18 protein-coding genes and 1 pseudogene are annotated in these 20,891 nt (G+C 72.6%); 8 read left to right on the top strand and 11 right to left on the bottom strand.

Going from position 1 to position 20,891, the window contains the following annotated elements:
• Positions 1–218 precede the first annotated feature (218 nt).
• Positions 219–2,342 (top strand): excinuclease ABC subunit UvrB, encoded by a 2,124-nt coding sequence (gene uvrB / locus H9L09_RS21325; RefSeq protein ID WP_187578765.1) that lies wholly within the window; start codon positions 219–221, stop codon positions 2,340–2,342.
• A 257-nt stretch (positions 2,343–2,599) separates the two neighbouring features.
• Positions 2,600–3,601: a TerC family protein gene (locus tag H9L09_RS21320; protein WP_187578764.1), complete on the top strand. Its 1,002-nt coding sequence runs from the start codon at positions 2,600–2,602 to the stop codon at positions 3,599–3,601.
• A gap of 1 nt (position 3,602) precedes the next feature.
• Here the strand turns inward: H9L09_RS21320 and H9L09_RS21315 are convergent, their stop codons facing one another.
• The 4 genes from H9L09_RS21315 to H9L09_RS21300 form a co-directional block, all read right to left on the bottom strand.
• Positions 3,603–4,583 (bottom strand): C40 family peptidase, encoded by a 981-nt coding sequence (locus tag H9L09_RS21315; RefSeq protein ID WP_187578763.1) that lies wholly within the window; start codon positions 4,581–4,583, stop codon positions 3,603–3,605.
• Complete coding sequence (locus tag H9L09_RS21310; RefSeq protein WP_246456165.1) at positions 4,580–5,665, bottom strand: mandelate racemase/muconate lactonizing enzyme family protein; 1,086 nt, start codon at positions 5,663–5,665, stop codon at positions 4,580–4,582. The genes H9L09_RS21315 and H9L09_RS21310 overlap by 4 nt, the downstream gene beginning before the upstream one ends.
• Positions 5,653–6,552 carry a serine hydrolase gene (locus H9L09_RS21305; RefSeq protein WP_187578762.1) on the bottom strand — a complete coding sequence of 300 codons (900 nt, stop codon included), beginning with the start codon at positions 6,550–6,552 and terminating at the stop codon, positions 5,653–5,655. Before H9L09_RS21305 ends, H9L09_RS21310 begins: the two co-directional genes overlap by 13 nt.
• Positions 6,553–6,618: 66 nt before the next feature.
• Positions 6,619–7,260, bottom strand: coding sequence for a TetR family transcriptional regulator (locus tag H9L09_RS21300; RefSeq protein ID WP_246456163.1), 642 nt, complete (start codon positions 7,258–7,260; stop codon positions 6,619–6,621).
• A 132-nt stretch (positions 7,261–7,392) separates the two neighbouring features.
• On the opposite strand from H9L09_RS21300, the gene H9L09_RS21295 reads away from it, so the two are divergent.
• From H9L09_RS21295 to H9L09_RS21285, 3 genes are read left to right on the top strand one after another with little or no spacing between them, the layout of a single operon-like run.
• Positions 7,393–8,691: a glycosyltransferase family 4 protein gene (locus H9L09_RS21295; RefSeq protein WP_187578760.1), complete on the top strand. Its 1,299-nt coding sequence runs from the start codon at positions 7,393–7,395 to the stop codon at positions 8,689–8,691.
• Complete coding sequence (locus H9L09_RS21290) at positions 8,685–9,404, top strand: class I SAM-dependent methyltransferase (protein ID WP_187578759.1); 720 nt, start codon at positions 8,685–8,687, stop codon at positions 9,402–9,404. Before H9L09_RS21295 ends, H9L09_RS21290 begins: the two co-directional genes overlap by 7 nt.
• Positions 9,394–10,482 (top strand): prenyltransferase, encoded by a 1,089-nt coding sequence (locus H9L09_RS21285; protein ID WP_187578758.1) that lies wholly within the window; start codon positions 9,394–9,396, stop codon positions 10,480–10,482. Before H9L09_RS21290 ends, H9L09_RS21285 begins: the two co-directional genes overlap by 11 nt.
• Here the strand turns inward: H9L09_RS21285 and H9L09_RS21280 are convergent.
• From H9L09_RS21280 to H9L09_RS22350, 3 genes are read right to left on the bottom strand one after another with little or no spacing between them, the layout of a single operon-like run.
• Positions 10,475–11,125 carry a class I SAM-dependent methyltransferase gene (locus H9L09_RS21280; protein WP_246456161.1) on the bottom strand — a complete coding sequence of 217 codons (651 nt, stop codon included), beginning with the start codon at positions 11,123–11,125 and terminating at the stop codon, positions 10,475–10,477. The two genes, H9L09_RS21285 and H9L09_RS21280, sit on opposite strands and share 8 nt — an antisense overlap.
• Positions 11,122–12,093 (bottom strand): alpha/beta hydrolase, encoded by a 972-nt coding sequence (locus H9L09_RS21275; RefSeq protein ID WP_246456160.1) that lies wholly within the window; start codon positions 12,091–12,093, stop codon positions 11,122–11,124. Before H9L09_RS21275 ends, H9L09_RS21280 begins: the two co-directional genes overlap by 4 nt.
• Positions 12,018–12,380 carry a hypothetical protein gene (locus H9L09_RS22350; protein WP_246456159.1) on the bottom strand — a complete coding sequence of 121 codons (363 nt, stop codon included), beginning with the start codon at positions 12,378–12,380 and terminating at the stop codon, positions 12,018–12,020. Before H9L09_RS22350 ends, H9L09_RS21275 begins: the two co-directional genes overlap by 76 nt.
• A 98-nt stretch (positions 12,381–12,478) precedes the next feature.
• On the opposite strand from H9L09_RS22350, the gene H9L09_RS21270 reads away from it, so the two are divergent.
• On the top strand, positions 12,479–13,474 hold the full coding sequence (locus H9L09_RS21270; protein ID WP_187578757.1) for a GNAT family N-acetyltransferase: 996 nt from the start codon (positions 12,479–12,481) through the stop codon (positions 13,472–13,474).
• An 18-nt stretch (positions 13,475–13,492) separates the two neighbouring features.
• On the opposite strand, the gene map is transcribed toward H9L09_RS21270, so the two are convergent.
• The 4 genes from map to H9L09_RS21250 all read right to left on the bottom strand — a co-directional run bounded on the left by map (position 13,493) and on the right by H9L09_RS21250 (position 16,869).
• Positions 13,493–14,260 (bottom strand): type I methionyl aminopeptidase, encoded by a 768-nt coding sequence (map, locus tag H9L09_RS21265; protein ID WP_187578756.1) that lies wholly within the window; start codon positions 14,258–14,260, stop codon positions 13,493–13,495.
• 20 nt (positions 14,261–14,280) lie between these two features.
• A complete protein-coding gene (locus tag H9L09_RS21260) occupies positions 14,281–14,655 on the bottom strand; it encodes a hypothetical protein (protein WP_187578755.1) in 375 nt (124 codons plus the stop codon).
• 76 nt (positions 14,656–14,731) lie between these two features.
• Positions 14,732–15,385, bottom strand: coding sequence for an MBL fold metallo-hydrolase (locus tag H9L09_RS21255; RefSeq protein WP_187578754.1), 654 nt, complete (start codon positions 15,383–15,385; stop codon positions 14,732–14,734).
• A gap of 71 nt (positions 15,386–15,456) precedes the next feature.
• Positions 15,457–16,869: an LVIVD repeat-containing protein gene (locus tag H9L09_RS21250; RefSeq protein WP_187578753.1), complete on the bottom strand. Its 1,413-nt coding sequence runs from the start codon at positions 16,867–16,869 to the stop codon at positions 15,457–15,459.
• Positions 16,870–17,224: 355 nt separating this feature from the next.
• Here H9L09_RS21250 and uvrA point away from each other — a divergent pair.
• Together uvrA and H9L09_RS21240 are read left to right on the top strand one after the other, a co-directional pair.
• Positions 17,225–20,214, top strand: a pseudogene (gene uvrA / locus H9L09_RS21245) (excinuclease ABC subunit UvrA).
• A 175-nt stretch (positions 20,215–20,389) separates the two neighbouring features.
• Positions 20,390–20,869, top strand: a complete 480-nt coding sequence (locus H9L09_RS21240) for a Rieske (2Fe-2S) protein (protein ID WP_187578752.1) — start codon at positions 20,390–20,392, stop codon at positions 20,867–20,869.
• The last annotated feature ends 22 nt before the right edge of the window (positions 20,870–20,891 follow it).

Raw genomic sequence — 20,891 nt, 5'->3', positions numbered from 1 at the left:
CCCGCCGGCGGTAGGAGTCGACCAGCGTCAGGGCCAGCGCCAGCGTGAGCTGGACGCCGAGCAGGGCCAGGAGCGCGCGCTTGAGCACCGCCATCATCGACCCCCGGGACCCCGTCGAGAGACGGAAGGGGCCGGTGGGTCCCGGTCGCCTGCTCACGGGAGCAATCTAGCGAGGTCGGCCCACCGGAACTGTCGGGGCGCCTGACTACCCTGGACCCATGAGGCCAGTGACCGATCTCCAGCGCCGGGTGGCGCCCTTCAAGGTCGAGTCGGACTACCAGCCGTCGGGCGACCAGCCGACGGCGATCACCGACATCGAGCGCCGCATCCTCGCGGGCGAGAAGGACGTCGTGCTGCTCGGTGCCACCGGCACCGGCAAGACCGCGACGGTCGCCTGGGCGGTCGAGCGGCTGCAGCGGCCGACCCTGGTGATGCAGCCCAACAAGACCCTGGCGGCCCAGTTCGCCAACGAGCTGCGTCAGCTGCTGCCCAACAACGCGGTGGAGTACTTCGTCTCCTACTACGACTACTACCAGCCCGAGGCCTACGTCCCGCAGACCGACACCTACATCGAGAAGGACTCGTCGATCAACGAGGAGGTCGAGCGGCTGCGGCACTCCGCCACCAACTCCCTGCTCACGCGCCGCGACGTGATCGTGGTCTCCACGGTGTCCTGCATCTACGGCCTCGGCACCCCGCAGGAGTACGTCGACCGGATGGTCCGGCTCAAGGTCGGCCAGGAGTGGGAGCGCGACAAGCTGCTGCGCCGGCTCGTGGAGATCCAATACAACCGCAACGACATGGCGTTCACCCGCGGCACCTTCCGGGTCCGCGGGGACACCCTCGAGGTCTTCCCGGTCTACGAGGAGCTCGCGATCCGGATCGAGTTCTTCGGCGACGAGATCGAGCGGCTGATGACCCTGCACCCGGTGACCGGCGAGGTCGTCACCGAGGACACCGAGCTGCACATCTTCCCCGCCACCCACTACGTCGCCGGCCCGGAGCGGATGGAGCGGGCGATCCGCGGCATCGAGCTCGAGCTCGAGGACCAGCTGGCCACCTTCGAGCGGCAGGGCAAGCTGCTCGAGGCCCAGCGGCTGCGGATGCGGACGACGTACGACGTGGAGATGATGCGCCAGGTCGGCTCCTGCTCCGGGATCGAGAACTACTCGATGCACATCGACGGCCGGGCCCGCGGCTCGGCGCCGAACTGCCTGCTCGACTACTTCCCCGAGGACTTCCTGCTGGTGGTCGACGAGTCGCACGTCGCGGTCCCCCAGATCGGCGGGATGTACGAAGGCGACATGTCCCGCAAGCGCAACCTGGTCGACCACGGCTTCCGGCTGCCGAGCGCGATGGACAACCGGCCGCTGCGGTGGGAGGAGTTCCTCGACCGGATCGGCCAGACGATCTACCTCTCGGCGACGCCGGGCAACTACGAGCTGAGCCGGGTCACCGGGGACGACGGCGTCCCGCAGGTGGTCGAGCAGATCATCCGGCCCACCGGGCTGATCGACCCCGAGGTGGTGGTCAAGCCGACCAAGGGCCAGATCGACGACTTGATCCACGAGATCAACCTGCGCGTCGAGAAGAACGAGCGGGTGCTCGTCACCACGCTGACCAAGAAGATGTCCGAGGACCTGACCGACTACCTCCTCGAGGCCGGCATCCGCACCCGCTACCTGCACAGCGAGGTGGACACGCTGCGCCGGATCGAGCTGCTCCGCGAGCTGCGGATGGGCCAGTACGACGTCCTGGTCGGGATCAACCTGCTCCGCGAGGGCCTCGACCTGCCGGAGGTGTCGCTGGTGGCGATCCTCGACGCCGACAAGGAGGGCTTCCTCCGCTCGGACAAGTCGCTGATCCAGACGATCGGCCGGGCCGCCCGCAACGTCTCCGGTCAGGTGTTCATGTACGCCGACAAGATCACCGACTCGATGGAGCGCGCCATCGACGAGACGAACCGGCGCCGCGAGAAGCAGGTGGCCTACAACACGGCCCACGGGGTCGACCCGCAGCCGCTGCGCAAGAAGATCGCCGACATCACCGAGATGCTGGCGCGTGAGGACGAGAGCACCGAGGAGCTGCTCAAGTCCTGGCAGCAGCAGGGCAAGGGCCGCGGCAAGGCGCCGGTGCCCGGGCTGTCGCGCGAGTCCGGCAAGCACGCCGCCGAGCTCGCCGGGCTGCCGAGCCACGAGCTGGCCGAGCTCGTCCAGCAGCTCACCGAGCAGATGCACAACGCCGCCGCCGAGCTGCAGTTCGAGCTGGCGGCACGGCTGCGCGACGAGATCTCGGACCTGAAGAAGGAGCTGCGGCAGATGGTGGAGGCCGGGGCACGCTAGGTCGGCGTCCACGATGCGGCGATCCGGGCCGATGTCTGCGAGAATGAGCGCTGTGGAGGGGAGTATTCCCCCGCAGCGGTGTCGTCATCACGGACACGTCCGGTCGTAGCAGTGGCCGGTGTGGCCCGGCGCCGTTGGTCCGAGGCCCGGCGTCGTCCGGGCGGACGGAAGAGACCTCCGGAACCAGTTGCTTGCCCACGTGGCGGGTCGCCGACTGTTGCGCCCGCCCGCCCGAGAGCTGTCCGGAGGACTAGTTCGTGAATGTTTCCGACTGGGTCTGGTGGACGACCATCGTCGTCACCCTGGCCATCCTGCTCTTCGACGTCGTCATCGTCGGCCGTCGTCCTCACGAGCCGTCGATGAAGGAGGTCTCGGCCTACCTGAGCCTCTACGTCGGGCTGGCGGTGGCGTTCGGGATCGGGGTGTGGGTGCTGGCCGGGCACCAGTACGGCACCGAGTTCTTCGCCGGCTGGCTCACCGAGTACTCGCTGTCGGTCGACAACCTCTTCATCTTCCTGATCATCATGGCGAAGTTCGCGGTGCCGAAGGAGTACCAGCAGACCGCCTTGCTGGTCGGCATCGTGCTGGCGCTGATCATGCGCGGCCTGTTCATCGCGGTGGGCGCCGCCGCCATCGAGCAGTTCAGCTGGATCTTCTACATCTTCGGGATCTTCCTCGTCTACACGGCCGTGAAGCTGGCCAGGGACGCCTCCGACGACGAAGGGGACGACTTCGAGGAGAACCGGCTGATCCGCTGGGTGGAGAAGGCGCTGCCGGCGACGAAGGAGTACCACGGCGCCAAGCTGTGGATCAAGGAGAACGGCAAGCGGCTGATCACGCCGATGTTCATCGTGATGGTGGCCCTCGGGACCACCGACCTGCTGTTCGCCCTCGACTCGATCCCGGCGATCTACGGCCTCACCGAGGAGCCCTACCTGGTGCTCACCGCGAACATCTTCGCGCTGATGGGGCTGCGCCAGCTCTACTTCCTGATCGGCGGCCTGCTCGAGCGGCTGATCTACCTCTCCTACGGCCTCGCCGTGCTGCTCGGCTTCATCGGGGTCAAGCTGGTCCTGCACGCCCTTCACGAGAACGAGCTGCCGTTCATCAACGGCGGCGAGCACGTCTCCTGGGCCCCTGACATCCCGACACTGGTGTCGCTCGCCGTCATCATCGGGACCCTGGCGGTCACCACCGTGACCAGCCTCGCCGTGTCGCGCCGCCGGGACGCGCGCGAGCCGGCGGACGCGAAGAGCTGAGCTAGTACGTCGCGAGCTGGCCGGCGTCGGGCTTGAGCACCCGGCCGGCCGCGACGAGCTTCTCGACCCGGTCGGAGGTCATCGGGGCGTCCTCGATGGAGCCGGCGCCGCCCTCCGGGGCGTGCAGCATCCAGCGCGAGCCGTCGTCGCCGACCGGCCGGGTCACGAAGCCGACGTGGTAGACCCGCTCGCCGGGCCGGGCGAAGAAGTAGAGGTCACCGGGGCGCACCTCGTCGAGCGGCACCGGCAGCACGTCGCGGGTCGCCGCCGCCTGGTCGAACGCGTCGCGGGGCACCAGCACGCCGTGGGTGCGCAGCGTCAGGTGGACCAGCCCCGAGCAGTCCAGGCCCCACCCGGACGTGCCGCCCCACAGGTAGCGCACCCCGAGGAACTGCCGGGCGGTGGCGAGCAGGTCGTCGGGGCCGTACGCCGGCTGCTGCTGCTCGTGCCCCAGCCGGACCGCCGAGCGGGGCAGCATGCCGCTCGTGCCTCCCGGGAGCAGCACCTCCACCTCCTGCCCGGCCACCGCCAGCACCCCCAGAGCGGTGCCGCAGGAGAGCGCCGTCGTGGCGCCGTCCGCGCTGAGCAGCGGTGCGGCGGCGACCACCACGAAGGCGGTCGCGCCGGCAGTGCGGTCGACGGGCGCGCCGAGGTGGCTGCGGCGTACCCAGCCCGGGTAGCCGCGGGCGTGCGCCGACGAGCTCTGGCCGATCGCCGCCACCCGCACCCAGTCGTCCCGCTCCTCGAGCACCAGCGCGGCGTCGCCGAGCAGCAGCTGCGTGAGCGTGCGGCCGTGCAGCCCGAGCCGCCGCTCCGGGGTGCCCTCGGCATCCAGGACGGCCACCCACTCGGCGGCGTCGGGCCGGTCCCGGACGGCGGCCTCGTCGAGGTCGCGGGGCGCGTCCGGCCCGGTCCACATGGTGGCGACGGGGACGCTCACCTCCCGCAGGTCGGGGTGCCCGTGCAGCGGGTGCCGGCTCATCGCAGCCCCTCGACGCCGAGGCCGGCGGTGTCGGGCAGCACGACCGAGGCGCCGTCGTAGCTGAGCCCGCCGTGGAAGGGTGAGGCGGCGAGCCACCACGCCGCGTCCAGGTCCGGCACCAGGGTGGTGCCGGCCGCCGCGGCCAGGCTGGCGGCCGCGCCGACGCCGAGCGGCGACTCCATCATCGACCCGACGATCGTCCCCATCCCGTGCGCGTGGGCCAGGTCGAGCAACGCCCGGCCGACCGAGAGGCCACCGCACTTGGCGAGCTTCACGTTGACGTGGTCGGCGGCCCGCCTCCGGATCACCTCGACGAGGTCGCGGAGGCCGTAGACCGACTCGTCGGCCATCACCGGCGTACCGACGCGCGCGGTGACCCACGCCAGGCCGTCCAGGTCCGCGGCCGGCACCGGCTGCTCCACCAGCTCGACGGCGGCACCGGCGTCCTCGAGCGCGGAGACCACGGTCACCGCCTCGCGCGGGGTCCAGCCCTGGTTGGCGTCGAGGCGCAGCGAGACGTCCGGGCCGACCGCCTCCCGCACCGCGAGCACCCGAGCGACGTCGGTCGCGGCGTCGGTGCCGACCTTCATCTTCAGCACCTCGAAGCCGTCACCGACCCGTTGGCCGGCCGTGGCGGCGAGGGTCCCGGCGTCGCCGGCGGCCAGCGTGACGTCGGTGGGCAGCCGGTGCACGTCGGTGCCCAGGAACCGGGGCAGGCTGAGCCCCTGCCGGCGGGCGGCGAGGTCGTGCAGGGCGACGTCGAGGGCCGCCTTCGCGCCGTGGTTCCCGGCGACCGCGTGCTGCACGGCCCGGCAGGTCGCGGCCAGGTCCTCGACGGACCGCCCCGTGACCACCGCCGCCAGCGGTCCCTCCAGGCAGGCCTCGGCGCCGGCGAGCGACTCGCCGGTCACCTGCCACACCTGCGGCGCCTCGCCCCAGCCGGTGACGCCGTCGCTGTCGGTGACGCGGACCACGACCGTGTCCACGGTGGTGGTGCGGCGCAGCGCGGTGACGAACGGCGTGTGCAGCCGCGCGGACAGTCGGGTGGTCGCGACCCCGGCCACCCGGGTCACCGGTGCCACCCCTCCCAGACCAGCGCGCTGATGTCGGCGATGGCCTCGGTGGCCGTCTCCTCCGGCACGTCGACGGAGGTCAGCACCACCAGCACGTAGGCGGGCCGACGCTCGGGCCGGACCAGGGCCACGTCGTGGCTGACCCCCTCGACCCAGCCGGTCTTGTTGGCGACGGGCGTACCGGCCGGCACCCCGGCGGGGATCCCGTCGCGGTAGGTCTGCCGCGACAGCACCTCCTCGACCGCGACGCAGGTCGCCGGCTGGGCCAGCGAGCGGTTGCCGATGCCGCGCAGCACCTGCCCGAGGTCGGCCGCGGTCACGACGTTGTCCAGGCCCGCCTCCCGGGCCACGGCGTCCTCGATCCCGCGCAGCAGCGTCGTCGACGAGGAGCAGCCCGCGTCGGAGAGCACCGAGGCGACGGCACCGGCGCCGACGTGCTCCAGCAGCAGGTTCGTGGCGAGGTTGCCCGACCTCACGGTGGCGTGCTCGGCGAGCCGGCGCAGCGAGCTGCGGCCACCGACCAGCTCCCAGGTCTCGTCGTCCTGGTCGTCGTCGCGGTCTAGGGAGTACGCCGTGCCGTCCGCCGCGGAGGCGAACCGGTTGTGCACGGGCACCTCGGCGTCGAGGTCGAGGGAGCCGTCCTCGTGGCGTCGGTAGGCCGCGAGCAGCAGCGGCAGCTTCATCGTGCTGGCGGCGTAGTGCTCGGCGTCGGCGTCGTGGCTCAGGTGCACGGCGAGGTCGAGGTCGCCCAGCCAGACCGACACCGTGCCGGTGCGCTGCGGCGAGGCGGCGACCAGGTCGTCGGCGCACTCGCGCACCGCCGCGCCGAGCTCGGCCGGCAGGGTGGGCAGCAGCGACGCCGCGGCGGACTCGGGCAGGTCAGGCTGATCGGGCATGGGCGGCAGGCTATCGCCGCGGGGCGGGCGGGGTGGCAGGGACGCCCGGGTCGTCGGGGGAGCGGGTCACCGGGATCCGCTGAGCAGCAGCCGCACCGCGACGTCGAGCGAGCGCGAGACGTCCTCGGCGGAGGTGCGACCGGTCACCCACTGGACCAGGCTGGCCAGCCACACGTCGCCGATCACCTTGGCGACGTCGCGCTGGGCCTCGCCCCCGGGTGCGGTCCCGGGGCCGGTGCCGGCCTCGGGGTCGGGCTCGGGACCGGCCATCGCGTGCAGCAGGAGGTGCGAGACGTGGCCCTCGACGACCGCGATCTCGGCGGCCACGGAGGCGTCGGCGAACATGAACGCCCGGGTCAGCGCCTCGGTCAGGTGCGGGTCGCGGCGCAGCCCCTGGGTCATCTTGTCCAGGACGTGCGCGACCCGGTCCGCGGCGGTGCCGCCGCTCACCGGCCGACGGTCCAGCCGGGCGTTCGAGCGCTCCAGCTCCCGGGCCAGGCAGCTGACCAGCAGGTGCAGCTTGGAGGGGAAGTAGCGGTAGAGGGTGCCCATCGCGACCCCGGCGCGATCGGCGACCTCGCGCATCTGCACGGCGTCGTAGCCGCCGGCGGTGGCCAGCTCGAGGGTGACGTCGAGGATCCGCTGGTGCCGCTCGCGCTGCGTGGCCGAGCCCAGCGTGTCGACGGTCAGCGACGCGGTGGCGGTCAAGACCGTGGCCCTCCTGCGCTTCTCACGGGTCCAGGGCGACGACCAGGCTAGCACCGGCGACCTGCACAATAGGAACCTGTTGCACCCCTCTGGACCGACCATGACCCTTCGAGACCGCTGCGGGAGACCGGCTTGCGCATCGCTCTGCTGTCCTACCGCAGCAAGCCGCACTGTGGCGGGCAGGGTGTCTACGTCCGGCACCTGAGCCGCGAGCTCGTCGCCCTCGGCCACGAGGTCGAGGTCTTCTCCGGTCAGCCCTATCCCGAGCTCGACCCCGGGGTCCGGCTCACCCCGGTGCCCAGCCTCGACCTCTACCGCGAGCCGGACCCGTTCCGGACCCCGCGGCCCTCGGAGATCCGCGACGCCGTGGACGTGCTGGAGGTCGCGACGATGTGGACCGCCGGTTTCCCGGAGCCGCGCACCTTCAGCCTGCGGGTGGCCCGGATGCTCCGGGAGCGGCTCGACGACTTCGACGTGGTCCACGACAACCAGACGCTCGGCGACGCGCTGCTCGGCCTGGAGCGGGCCGGTCTGCCGCTGGTGGCCACCATCCACCACCCGATCACGTTCGACCGCCGCGTCGACCTGGCCGCGGCCGGCACCTGGAAGAAGCGGCTGGGCCTGCGCCGCTGGTACGGCTTCCTGCGCATGCAGGCGCGGGTGGCCCGCCGGCTGGCCACCGTCCTCACGGTCAGCGAGAGCTCGGCGCGGGACATCGTCGCGGACTTCGGCGTGGACCCGGAGCGGATCCGGGTCGTGCCGCTCGGCGTGGACTCGGCCTTCCGTCCTCCCGACGAGGCGGTGGCCCCGCGGGTGCCCGGCCGCATCGTGGCGATGGCCAGCGCCGACACCCCGATGAAGGGCACCGGCGTGCTCCTCGAGGCGTTCGCCAAGCTGCGCACCGAACGCGACGTGGAGCTGCTGCTGGTCAGCCGGCCCAAGCCGGGCGGACCGACCGAGCAGCTCATCGAGCGGCTCGCGATCGGCGACGCGGTGCGGTTCGTGCACGGGATCTCCGACGCCGAGCTCGCCGCCGTCGTCGGCTCGGCCGAGATCGCCTGCGTGCCGTCGCTCTACGAGGGCTTCTCGCTGCCCACCGTGGAGGCGATGGCCTGCGCCACGCCGCTGGTGGTCAGCCGGGCCGGGGCGATCCCGGAGGTCGTCGGCCCCGAGGGGCTGTGCGCCGAGCTGGTCACGCCCGGCGACGTCGGCGAGCTCGTGCTGGCGCTCGAGGCGCTGCTCGACGACCCGGACCGCCGGGCCCGGATGGGGGCCGCCGGTCGACAGCGCGCCCTCGACGAGTTCGGCTGGCGGGCCGTGGCCGAGCGGACCGCCGCCGCGTACCGCGAGGCCGTCGAGGCGGCCGCCGGCGCCGGTCCCACCAGAGAAGAGCCCCGGCTGGCACGGGTGACGAGGAGACGACGATGCTGACCGTGGACTTCGACCGGCTCGGGCTGCGGGCCGGTGAGCGCGTCCTCGACATGGGCTGCGGCGCCGGCCGGCACGCGTTCGAGATGTTCCGCAGGGGCGCCGACGTGGTGGCCTTCGACCAGGACGGCGACGAGCTCGCCGGTGTCCTGGAGCTGTTCGGCGCGATGAGGGTCGCCGGCGAGGTGCCGGCCGGGGCGGAGGCCGACATCAAGCAGGGCGACGCGCTCGCGATGCCGTTCCCCGACGCCGAGTTCGACCGGGTCGTCGCCGCGGAGGTCCTCGAGCACATCCCCGACGACACCGCCGCGATCGCCGAGCTGGTCCGGGTGCTGCGCCCGGGCGGCACGATCGCCGTGACCGTGCCGCGCTGGCTGCCGGAGAAGGTGTGCTGGGCGCTCTCCGACGCCTACCACGAGGTGGAGGGCGGCCACGTCCGGATCTACACCGGCGACGAGCTGGTGGGGAAGCTGGAGGCGGCCGGGCTGGAGCTGCTCGGCCGGCACCACGCGCACGCCCTGCACGCGCCGTACTGGTGGCTCAAGTGCGCGGTCGGCGTCGACAACGACCAGCACCCGCTGGTCAAGGGCTACCACCGGCTGCTGGTCTGGGACATCATGAAGCGGCCGAGGCTGACCCGGGTCGCCGAGCGGGTGCTCAACCCGCTGGTCGGCAAGAGCCTGGTCGTCTACCTGCGCAAGCCGGATGCGTCCTGAGCTCCCGGCCCTCCCCGGGCTGATCAGCGCCGCGGAGGTCGCCGCCACCGCCGCCTCCGTCGCCGCCCTCCAGGAGCCCGATGGTGCCCTGCCGTGGGCGCAGGGCCAGCACACCGACGTGTGGAACCACGTCGAGGCGGCGATGGCGCTGCTGGTGGGGGGCGAGGTCGAGGCCGCGCACCGTGCCTACGACTGGTGCCTGGAGACCCAGCGGCCCGACGGCTCCTGGCCGATGACCTTCCTCGGCGGCCGGGTCGACGACCCCGTCGCCGAGACGAACATGAGCGCCTACCTCGCGGTCGGCGTCTGGCACCACTGGCTGGTCCGACGCGACGAGAGCTTCGTACGCCGGACGTGGCCGGCGGTCCGGGCCGCGCTGGACTTCGTGGTCGGGCTGCAGGTGCCCTTCGGCGGGATCGCCTGGGCCCGGGACGCCGAGGGACGCGTGGACGACAGTGCGCTGCTGGCCGGCAGCTCGAGCATCTACCAGGCGCTGCGGGCCGGCCTGGCGATCGCGGCGCTGCTCGAGGAGCCGCAGCCGGACTGGGCGCTCGCCTGCGGCCGGCTCGGGCACGCGCTGCGCCGGCACCGGGACCTGTTCCTGGACAAGTCGGCGTACTCGATGGACTGGTACTACCCGGTGCTCGGCGGTGCGGTCCGCGGCCCGGACGCCCGGGCGCTGCTGGCCTCCCGCTGGCACGACTTCGTGGTGCCGGGTCTCGGGATCCGCTGCGTGGACACCAACCCGTGGGTCACCGGGGCCGAGACCTGCGAGCTCGCGCTCGCCCTCGACGCCGTCGGCGACCAGGACCGGGCGCGGACGCTGGTGCACGAGATGCAGCACCTGCGCGGCGAGGACGGCAGCTACTGGACCGGCTACGTCTACCCCGACCAGGCCATCTGGCCGGAGGAGCACACGACGTACACCTCCGCCGCCGTCCTGCTCGCGGTCGACGCGCTGTCGCGGACCACGCCGGGCTCGGACATCTTCCGCGGCAGCACGCTCCCAGACGACGTCCCCGTGACCGGCCTGCAGTGCGGCTGCGTGCGCAGCGGCGCCCGCGGCCAGGTCAGCTGACCGGGTCGCCGGCGTCGCCGCCGACCCGGGTGAGCACCCGCATGGAGCCGAGCGAGGCGGTCTCCTCGAAGCCGCACGCCAGCGCCCGCAGGTAGACCCGGTAGGGCGCCTGGCCTCCGTCGGCCGGGTCGGGGAAGACGTCGTGGACGACCATCACGGCGTCGCGGGAGACCCAGCGCCCGAAGCCGGTGTAGTCGTTGCCGGCGTGCTCGTCGGTGTGCCCGCCGTCGACGAACAGCAGCGACAGCGGGGTGCGCCAGTGCCGCGACACCGTCGTGGACCGGCCGACCACCGCCACCACCTGCTCCTCGAGCCCGGCGTCGGCGATGGTGCGGCGGAAGGTCGCCAGCGTGTCGAGGCGGCCGGTGGCCGGGTCGGCGAGCGTCGGGTCGTGGTACTCCCAGCCCACCTGGTTCTCCTCGGACCCGCGGTGGTGGTCCACGGTGAAGACCGTGCCGCCGACCGCGCGTGCGGCCGCGCCCAGGTAGATCGCGGACTTGCCGCAGTAGCTGCCGACCTCGAGGCCGGGTCCGTGACGCAGCTGCTCGAGCGCGACCCGGTGCAGCAGGTCGCCCTCGTCCTCGGGCATGAACCCTTTCGCGGCGCGGGCGCGGGCCAGCAGCTCGGGAGGTATCGCGCTCACCGCTGCTCCTCGCGTACGGCGGCCTGGACCGCGGCGTCGTAGGTCCAGCGCAGGAACCGCTCCACGCCGCGGACCACCGCGGCGCTGCGGATCGAGGGGAAGGTGTCGAAGGCGTGCTGGGCCCCGGGCAGCTCGGCGTAGACCACCTCGCGCTTGCTGGTCGCCCGGAGCGTGCGCGCCATCTCCCGGGCCTGGCCGACCTCGACGAGGGAGTCGCGGCGGCCGTGGATCAGCATCGTCGGGGGTGCGTCCGGGCCGACGCGGAGCAGGGGAGAGGCCTCCTCGAAGTCGGCCAGCCGCTCCCGCGGGTCGGCGACGAGGACCCTCGGGCCGAGGAAGCGGTCGCGCATCGCCGTCGCCCGCGGCGTGCCGGTGACCCCGGCGAAGTCGTAGACGCCGTAGAACGGCACCGCCGCGTCCACATGGGTGTCGGCGTCCTCGAAGCCGGGCTGCCACCGCGGGTCGCCGGGCGTCAGCGCCGCGAGGGCGGCCAGGTGACCGCCCGCCGAGCCTCCGGTGATGGCCAGGAAGGACGGGTCGCCGCCGTACTCGTGGGCGTGCTCGCGGGCCCAGGCGATGGCCCGCTTCACGTCGACGATGTGGGCCGGCCAGGGGTCGCGGGGGCTGAGCCGGTAGTTGATCGCCAGGCACACCCAGCCGCGGGCCGCCATGTGGTGCATGAGAGGGAGGGCCTGGTAGTCCTTGCTGCCGATGGTCCACGCACCGCCGTGGACCTGGACCAGCACCGGCGCGGCACCGAGGTCGGCGCCGCGCTGCCGGTAGACGTCCAGCAGCCCGCGGCGTCCGTGCGCCTCCTCGTAGGGCACGTCGCGGATCACCTCGACGGGATGCCCGGGGTCGTCGAGGAGACGGAACGGCCAGGCCAGCTGGCTCAGCGGCGTGGACAGGTCGAGGTCGGTGTAGGTCTCCCGGAGCCGCTGCTCGTAGTCGGCGCCGAGGCCTTCCACCAGGGCCGCGTCGACCCGGTGCCGCGCCCCAGCGACTCAGCGACGAGCGTGGCCAGGCCGACGGTGTTCGCCGCGGCCAGCACCAGGCCGAGCCGGCTCCGATCGCGGCGACGCAGCTGGAGGGCGGTGTCGGCAACGGTCAGCGTGAGCAGGTGCGGGGCGAGCTCGCCGCTGAGCCAGCCGGCGAACATCGCAGGGATCTGTGCGAGGTAGTGCTGCGGGGGGCGGAGCGCGTTGCCCGTCAGGGCGGAGCCGAGCAGCTGGCGCACCAGGAACGACCGCGACATGCGGCCAGGCTAGTCGCGCCGCCGGCGGGTCCCGCAGCCGGCACGGACGCCCGGGAAAACCGGTGGCCCCGGCGGCCCGGGCGGGGGACCCTGGCGCCATGGGCATCGAGGAGCTGAGGATCGACGAGCCGCAGGCGGCTGCCCCCGTCGAGGAGGTCGTCGGGCTCTACAACGCCGTCGACGCGGTCGACGCGCCGTGGAGCCACCCGTGGACCACGACGGGCCTGGCCGGGATGCTGCGGCACGGCTGGGACGGCGAGCCGCCGCGCCTGTTCGCGGTCCGGGAGGCAGGTCGGCTGGTCGGTGCCGGCGAGCTCTGGACCAGCGAGTGGGACAACACCGACCTCGCCTGGCTGGGGGTGTCGGTGCATCCCGACGAACGGCGCCGCGGTGTCGGCACCGCGCTGCTCGCCCGGCTCCTGGAGGAGGCGCGGGCCTGCGGCCGCACCAAGGTGGGCGCGGACGCCTGGGACGACCCGGGCCTCGCGGCCTTCGCGCAGGGACACGGCTTCGAGCGGCGGTCGCAGGCGATCAACCGCCGGCAGGTGCTCGCCGAGGTCGACCCCGAGCTGGTCGAGAAGCTGTACGCCGAGGCGCGGGCCGCCGCCGCGGCGTACGAGCTGGTCCGGGTGGGGGGCCGCACCCCCGCCGGGATGCTGGACGCGGTCGCCGAGCTGACCGCGGCGATCAACGACGCGCCGACCGACGACCTGGACATCGAGGACGAGGTGTTCCCGCCGGAGCGGGTCCGCGGCTACGAGGACGCCGTGCTGGCCCGGGGGCAGCGGCTGTACCGGCTGCTCGCCCGGCACCGGGAGACCGGCGTCCTCGCCGGGCACACGATCGTGGCGGTCGAGGGGGAGCGGCCCGGCCTGGGCCACCAGCACGACACCAGCGTCGTGCGCGCGCACCGCGGGCACCGGCTCGGGCTGCTGCTCAAGGCCGGCATGGTGCGCTGGCTGCACGAGGCCGAGCCGCAGCTCGAGACCGTCGACACCTGGAACGCCGAGTCCAACGACCACATGATCGCGGTCAACGAGCAGCTCGGCTACCGGCCGATCGGCCGCGCGGTGCAGTACCAACGGCCGCTGTGAGGTGCCGGACGCGCCGGGTCAGTCCCGCGCGGTGAGCACCAGCGGGCCGTCAGCGGTGATCGCGACGGTGTGCTCGGCGTGGGCGCCGCGCGAGCCGTCGGCGCTGCGCAGCGTCCAGCCGTCGGGGTCCATCCGGAGCTCGTCGGTGGCCGCCAGGAACCACGGCTCGATGGCGATGACCAGCCCTGGCTTGAGCGGATACCCGCGCCCGGGACGACCGTCGTTGGCCACGTGCGGGTCGCCGTGCATGGTGCGGCCCACCCCGTGGCCGCCGAACTCGGTGTTGATCGACAGGCCGGCGCCGTGGGCGACCGCGGCGATCGCGGCGGAGATGTCGCCGATCCGGTTGCCCGGCACTGCCGCCCCGATCCCGGCCTCGAGCGCCTGCTCGGCGACCGCGATCAGCTCCAGGTCCCCGTCGCGCGGCGTGCCGACGACGACGCTCAGCGCGGAGTCGGAGACCCAGCCGTCGACGGAGGCGGCGAAGTCGACGCTCAGCAGGTCCCCGTCCTGCAGCACGTAGTCGTGGGGGAGACCGTGCAGCACCGCGTCGTTGACCGAGGTGCAGAGCACGTAGCCGAACGGGCGCGCGCCGAACGACGGGTGGTAGTCGATGTAGCAGGACTCGGCGCCGCGCTCGCGGATCATCCGGTGCGCCAGCGCGTCGAGCTCGAGCAGGTTGACTCCCACGTCGGCGGCCTCACGCAGCCGGGTCAGCACCTCGGCGACGAAGCGGCCGGCCGGCCGCATCTGCTCGATCTCCACCGGCGTCCTGAGCTCGATCATGGCCGCAGGCTACGGGAGTCTCAGCCCGTGACGCAGACCGGTTGCTTCTGGAGCTGCATCTTGGTGCCGCGGATCGTCACGTCGGTCACCACGTCGACCGACCGGCCGGCGCAGTTCTGGGTGCCGATGTCCACCGGCTGGTCGGCTGCCGCCTTGCCGGGCTTGCCAGGCTTGCCGGCTGCTCCCCGGGGTCCGCGGGCGCCGGGCTCCCCGTCGACGCCGTCCACCCCGTCGACACCGGCCGCTCCCGGCTCACCCGGGGCGCCCTGCAGCCCGGTCGGACCCTGCGGTCCCTGGAGCTGTGACTGCAGCAGCGTGACGCCGCCGACAGCCCCGAGAAGACCGCACACCACGGCCACCACGCACACCACCAGCATCCCGGGTAACTTGCCCATGGCCTGACGGTAGGCCCGGACGGCGACTGATGTGGGCGTTTGCGGACAACCCGGTCAGCGGTGGACGTGTCGTCGGTCACCAGCCGCGCCGGCGCCACTCCCCGAGCTGGGGCCGCTCGGCGCCGAGGGTGGAGTCGTCCCCGTGGCCGGGGTAGAACCACGTCTCGTCGGGCAGCCGGTCGAAGACCTTGTGCTCCACGTCGTCGACGAGGGTCCCGAAGTCCTCCTCCGACCAGGTCTTGCCCACCCCGCCGGGGAAGAGGGAGTCGCCGGTGAACAGGTGCGGGGTGCCGTTCGGGTCGTCGTAGAGCAGCGCGATCGATCCCGGTGTGTGCCCGACGAGGTGCATCACCTCCAGCTCGGCCCGGCCGACCGCGATCCGGTCGCCGTCGGTGACCGTGCGGTCCACGGGCACCGGCAGCTCGGCCGCGTCTGCCTCGCCGGCGATCGTCTCGGCACCGGTGGCGGCCACCACGTCGGGGAGCGCACGGTGGTGGTCCCAGTGCTTGTGGGTGGTGACGATCCGGGCCAGGCCGTCCTCGCCGACCATCGACAGGATCGCCGGCGCGTCGTCCGCGGCGTCGATGAGCACCTGCTCGTCGGTGAGCCGGCAGCGCAGCAGGTAGACGTTGTTGGCCATCTCGCTGACCGCCAGCTTGGTGATGATCAGGTGCGCCAGCTCCCGGACCTCCGCCGGGCCGCCGGGGGTGACCGAGCCGTGATAGGTCATGGGTTCCGCCTCTCGGGTCCACGCGGGCGGCACCCTCGCTCGCCCGGGGTGCCGCTGCCGTCGAGGTGACCCTAGCCCCGCCAGCCGACCGGGTCGCGCGTCGTGCCTGGGAGGACCGGTCCTGCGGTCGCGGTGTCGCCGGCGGGCAGGTCCACGCCGTACACGTCCAGGCCTCGCACGAGGTCGACCGAGTAGGCCAGGTTCGTCGAGCGGCCGGTGGCGACCCCCTTCCGGTTGTAGACCGGCGCCCAGTAGCTGTCCCACACCTCGGAGGCGCCCCAGGTGGCGTGTCCGTAGGACGAGAGGTGCCGGGGGTCGCGGACGTCGATCAGCTGCGTGCCACCGCCGTAGAAGCCGGCCGTGACGATGCCCGAGGGGTGGAAGTCGAACCAGTGCGAGGAGCAGAAGGCGTACTGCGGCACCGGGAAGGTGCCGAGGTCGCTGAGCTCGACCTTGTCGAGCGGCACGATCGCGTCCGGGGTGCCGTCGAGACGCCTGACCCACCACGTCTGGAAGGAGCCGGCCAGGCTGCAGTCGGTCTGCTCGTAGTCCTCCTCGGTGACGAGCAGCACGTTGCCGTTCGCCAGCGACGGCTCCGCGTCGGGCACGAAGGCGGCGGCGTTGGGCCGGAACGAGTTGTGGTGGATGAAGTCGTTCCACCCCGGGTACGCCGGGTCCTCGCCCCGGCCGGCCGCGCCGGTGGTGGTGACCAGCCGTGGGGCGAGCGGGTCGCTCACGTCGAAGATGCCCGAGCCTCCCCACCCGGTGTGGGTGCCGTAGCCCGCTCCGTCGAAGTTCCACTTGTGGCCGGCCGTCGGCGACTCGAAGGGCTGCACCCCGGGCACCGCCGGGTCGCTGTCCACCTCGACCGGGTGGTCGAGGTCGGTCAGGTCGAACACCGAGAAGGAGGTGCCGCTGCCTGCCGAGTAGACGTAGCGGCAGTCCGTGTCCGCGACGCAGGTGACCGTGTGGGTGCTGGTCGTGCTGGCGGCGCGGGAGCGGATCCTCGGTGCGGCGGGGTCGGTGACGTCGACCAGGACCATCTCGTAGCCGTCGAGCGGCCTCAGGTTCGCGTGGTCGAGGTCGTCGGGCGAGGCCTGGTAGAGGTCGACACCGATCAGGACGAACCGCGAGGTGCCGCTCCCGGTCCGGCGTTCGCCGCAGCTCATCGCCTCGTTCTCGAACTGGAGGCTCGGCAGCACACCGGCCAACGTGGGCCGGGCCGGGTCGCCGACGTCGTACACCTTCACCGAGTCCAGGTTGGAGACCACGAACAGCGGGGCGGACTTCATGAAGCAGCCGGAGATGCCGGCGGAGCCGGGGTTGCTCGACACCAGGTGCATGTTCGGGCTGGTCACCAGCGGGACGGTGGTCCCGGCGGCGTACTCCGTGTGCATCCTCTCCGCGTGACCGTCGCCGCCGTGCGCGTACGCCGGGGACGGCAGCAGCGCGGCCACGACCACCGCGGCGACCCCGCCCGCCATCAGGCCTGCCCGGCGGGCTCGGACCGCCCGGCCCGTTGCTCGGCGCTCTTCGCCCATCACCCTCGACCTCCGCTGCTCTCCGGCCGCCCGTCGGGGACGGCTCCTCCGGGACAACGACGGACTGTGGCAGGGGTCACGGGCGTGGCTGCCTCGATCCGGTCCGGCCCGGGAAGAACTTGTCGGTGCTCCCGGTTAGCGTCAGGAGGCGTGACCCGTCTCGAGCCGCCGGACGACCGTGGCCCCGAGCCTCGGTTTGTCCAGAACCGGTATCATGGCGAACACCTGTTCGAACACCCGTGCCCACGGGTCAAGGGTGCTGCCCGCACCGCACCAGAGCCGACAGCGAGGACCTTCCGTGGCTGACCAGCTGATCATCCGGGGAGCCCGGGAGCACAACCTCAAGGACGTCTCCCTCGACCTTCCCCGTGACGCGCTCATCGTCTTCACGGGGCTCTCCGGGTCCGGCAAGTCGAGCCTCGCGTTCGACACCATCTTCGCCGAGGGGCAGCGCCGCTACGTCGAGTCGCTGTCGGCCTACGCCCGGCAGTTCCTCGGCCAGATGGACAAGCCGGACGTCGACTTCATCGAGGGCCTGAGCCCGGCCGTCTCGATCGACCAGAAGTCCACGTCGAAGAACCCGCGCTCGACGGTCGGCACGATCACCGAGGTCTACGACTACCTCCGGCTGCTCTACGCCCGCGCCGGCCGGCCGCACTGCCCGACCTGCGGCGCGCCGATCTCGCGGCAGACCCCGCAGCAGATCGTGGACCGCGTGCTCACCCTCGAGGAGGGCCGCCGGTTCCAGGTCCTCGCGCCGGTGATCCGCGGCCGCAAGGGCGAGTACGTCGACCTGTTCCGCCAGCTCCAGACCCAGGGCTTCTCCCGGGCCCGGGTCAACGGTGAGACCTATCCGCTGACCGAGCCGCCGAAGCTCGACAAGCAGAAGAAGCACACGATCGAGGTCGTCGTCGACCGGCTGGCGGTCAAGGAGTCCGCCAAGCGCCGGCTCACCGACTCGGTGGAGACCGCGCTCGGCCTGGCCGGCGGCCTGGTGCTGCTCGACTTCGTCGACCTGCCGGACAAGGACCCGGGCCGCGAGATGCGGTTCTCGGAGAAGATGGCCTGCCCCAACGACCACGCGATCGACACCGACGACCTCGAGCCGCGGTCGTTCTCGTTCAACTCGCCGTTCGGCGCCTGTGTCGCCTGCCACGGTCTGGGCACCCGGATGGAGGTCGACCCCGAGCTGGTCATCGCCGATCCCTCCCAGACCCTCGGTGAGGGCGTGATCGGCCCGTGGTCGGGGGCGCACGTCTCCGACTTCTTCCTGCGGCTGCTCAACGCGCTCGGCGACGAGCTCGGGTTCGACCTGAACACGCCCTGGGAGGACCTGTCCGCCAAGGCCCGCAAGTCGATCCTCGACGGGCACAGCACCAAGGTGCACGTGCGGCACACCAACCGCTACGGCCGGGAGCGCTCCTACTACACCAGCTTCGAGGGCGTCCGTCCCTACATCGAGCGCCGGCACCGGGAGGCCGAGTCCGACACCAGCCGGGAGCGTTTCGAGGGCTTCATGCGCGAGGTGCCGTGCCCGACGTGCGCCGGCTCGCGGCTCAAGCCGGTGTCGATGGCGGTCACCCTGGGCGGCAAGAGCATCGCCGAGGTCTGCGCGCTGCCGATCAACGAGACCGCCGACTTCCTGCGCACCATCGAGCTGTCGACGCGCGAGAAGCAGATCGCCGAGCGGGTGCTCAAGGAGATCCAGGAGCGGCTCAACTTCCTCCTCGACGTCGGCCTGGACTACCTCTCGCTCGACCGGCCGTCGGGCTCGCTGTCCGGCGGCGAGGCGCAGCGGATCCGGCTCGCGACCCAGATCGGCGCCGGGCTCGTCGGCGTGCTCTACGTCCTCGACGAGCCGTCGATCGGGCTGCACCAGCGTGACAACCACCGGCTGATCGAGACCCTGGTCCGGCTCAAGGACCTCGGCAACACCCTGATCGTGGTCGAGCACGACGAGGACACCATCCGGGTCGCCGACTGGGTGGTCGACATCGGTCCCGGCGCCGGTGAGCACGGGGGACAGGTGGTCGTCTCCGGCACGGTCCAGGAGCTGCTCGACCACCGCGACTCCCAGACCGGCCTCTACCTCTCCGGCCGCAAGAAGATCCCGGTGCCCGACGTACGCCGCCCGCGGACGCCCGGCCGGCAGCTCGTGGTCCGCGGAGCCCGCGAGCACAACCTGCAGGACATCGACGTGGCCTTCCCGCTCGGGGTGTTCGTCGCGGTCACCGGTGTCTCCGGATCCGGCAAGTCCACCCTGGTCAACGACATCCTCTACACCTCGCTGGCCAAGCAGATCTACAACGCGCGCACCGTCCCGGGGCGGCACCGGCGCATCGAGGGCCTCGACAACGTCGACAAGGTGATCCACGTCGACCAGTCGCCGATCGGCCGCACCCCGCGGTCCAACCCGGCCACCTACACCGGCGTCTTCGACCACGTCCGGAAGCTCTTCGCCAGCACCCCGGAGGCGAAGATCCGTGGCTACCAGCAGGGCCGGTTCTCGTTCAACGTCAAGGGCGGCCGCTGCGAGGCCTGCGCCGGCGACGGCACGATCAAGATCGAGATGAACTTCCTGCCCGACGTCTACGTCCCGTGCGAGGTCTGCCACGGCGCCCGCTACAACCGGGAGACGCTCGAGGTGCACTACAAGGGCAAGACCGTCGCCGAGGTGCTCGACATGCCTATCGAGGAGGCGGTGGAGTTCTTCGAGGCGATCCCGGCGATCGCCCGGCACCTGCGCACCCTCGTGGACGTCGGTCTCGGCTACGTCCGGCTCGGCCAGCCGGCGCCGACCCTGTCCGGGGGCGAGGCCCAGCGGGTCAAGCTCGCCGCCGAGCTGCAGAAGCGGTCCACCGGCCGCACGGTCTACGTGCTCGACGAGCCGACCACCGGCCTGCACTTCGAGGACATCCGCAAGCTGCTCCTGGTGCTCGGCCGGCTCGTCGACCAGGGCAACACCGTGCTGGTGATCGAGCACAACCTCGACGTGATCAAGACCGCCGACTGGGTGATCGACATGGGCCCGAGGGCGGCAACCGCGGCGGCTACGTCGTCGCCGAGGGCACCCCCGAGGAGGTCGCGGCCACCGCCGAGAGCTACACCGGCCAGTTCCTCGCGCCGCTGCTCGAGGGGACCTTCGTCCAGCAGCCGAAGGCACCGCGCAAGCGGGCGGTCGCCACGGCCGCGGCCGGCACGGCCCCCGCCGGCGCGGCGGCCCCGGCGCGCCGGTCCGCCGCGACCAAGCGGGCCACGGCCAAGCGGGCGGTCAGCCGCAAGAGCTGAGCGATCGGCGCGGGTCCGACCGGCGCGGGTCCGACCGGCGAGTCCGACCGGCGCGGGCCCGACTGCCGCTGGTCCGCGCGGCGGCGGATTGACAGGCTGCTCTCAGCAACCCTCACCCACCCGCGGATAGTGTGATGGTCAACCAACCACGGCCACGACCGACACGGGAGCAGCCATGACCCACCTGTCCGACGAGTCCCGGGCGAGCCGGTCCGGTGAGCCGCTCACCCGCCGCGGAGTCGTCCGTGGCGCCGCGCTGGGAGGTCTGGCGCTGCCGCTGCTCGCGGCGTGCGGCAGCTCCTCGAACTCCACCGGCGGCTCCTCGCCGCAGGCGCCGGCCGGCGGCACCTCGGGATCCGGCGGCTCCTCGGCGGGCACGGTGGCCACGGCCGACGTGCCGGTCGACGGCGGCGTGATCCTGCCCGACGCCAAGGTCGTCGTCACCCAGCCGAGCAAGGGCGAGTTCAAGGCGTTCACCGCGGTCTGCACCCACGCCGGCTGCCTGGTCGGGTCGGTCGCGGACGGCAAGATCATCTGCCCCTGCCACGGCAGCCAGTTCTCGATCGCCGACGGCTCGGTGGCCCAGGGACCGGCCACGACGCCGCTCGCCGCGGCCCCGTTCAAGGTCAAGGGCGACCAGGTCGTGCTGGGCTGAGCCGGTCCCGGCAGGGACCCGG

Source organism: Nocardioides mesophilus, from assembly GCF_014395785.1.
Taxonomy (GTDB): Bacteria; Actinomycetota; Actinomycetes; order Propionibacteriales; family Nocardioidaceae; genus Nocardioides_B; species Nocardioides_B mesophilus.
This window is presented reverse-complemented; position numbering and strand designations above follow the sequence as displayed.

Bases quoted from the DNA above. Each gene is read 5' to 3' on its own strand.
- H9L09_RS21260 (WP_187578755.1), bottom strand. From the start codon at position 14,655: ATGGGCAAGTTACCCGGGATGCTGGTGGTGTGCGTGGTGGCCGTGGTG.
- map (WP_187578756.1), bottom strand. From the start codon at position 14,260: ATGATCGAGCTCAGGACGCCGGTGGAGATCGAGCAGATGCGGCCGGCC.
- H9L09_RS21315 (WP_187578763.1), bottom strand. From the start codon at position 4,583: ATGAGCCGGCACCCGCTGCACGGGCACCCCGACCTGCGGGAGGTGAGC.
- uvrB (WP_187578765.1), top strand. From the start codon at position 219: ATGAGGCCAGTGACCGATCTCCAGCGCCGGGTGGCGCCCTTCAAGGTC.
- H9L09_RS21305 (WP_187578762.1), bottom strand. From the start codon at position 6,552: ATGCCCGATCAGCCTGACCTGCCCGAGTCCGCCGCGGCGTCGCTGCTG.
- H9L09_RS22350 (WP_246456159.1), bottom strand. From the start codon at position 12,380: ATGTCGCGGTCGTTCCTGGTGCGCCAGCTGCTCGGCTCCGCCCTGACG.
- H9L09_RS21240 (WP_187578752.1), top strand. From the start codon at position 20,390: ATGACCCACCTGTCCGACGAGTCCCGGGCGAGCCGGTCCGGTGAGCCG.
- H9L09_RS21250 (WP_187578753.1), bottom strand. From the start codon at position 16,869: ATGGCGGGCGGGGTCGCCGCGGTGGTCGTGGCCGCGCTGCTGCCGTCC.
- H9L09_RS21285 (WP_187578758.1), top strand. From the start codon at position 9,394: ATGCGTCCTGAGCTCCCGGCCCTCCCCGGGCTGATCAGCGCCGCGGAG.
- H9L09_RS21255 (WP_187578754.1), bottom strand. From the start codon at position 15,385: ATGACCTATCACGGCTCGGTCACCCCCGGCGGCCCGGCGGAGGTCCGG.
- H9L09_RS21290 (WP_187578759.1), top strand. From the start codon at position 8,685: ATGCTGACCGTGGACTTCGACCGGCTCGGGCTGCGGGCCGGTGAGCGC.
- H9L09_RS21270 (WP_187578757.1), top strand. From the start codon at position 12,479: ATGGGCATCGAGGAGCTGAGGATCGACGAGCCGCAGGCGGCTGCCCCC.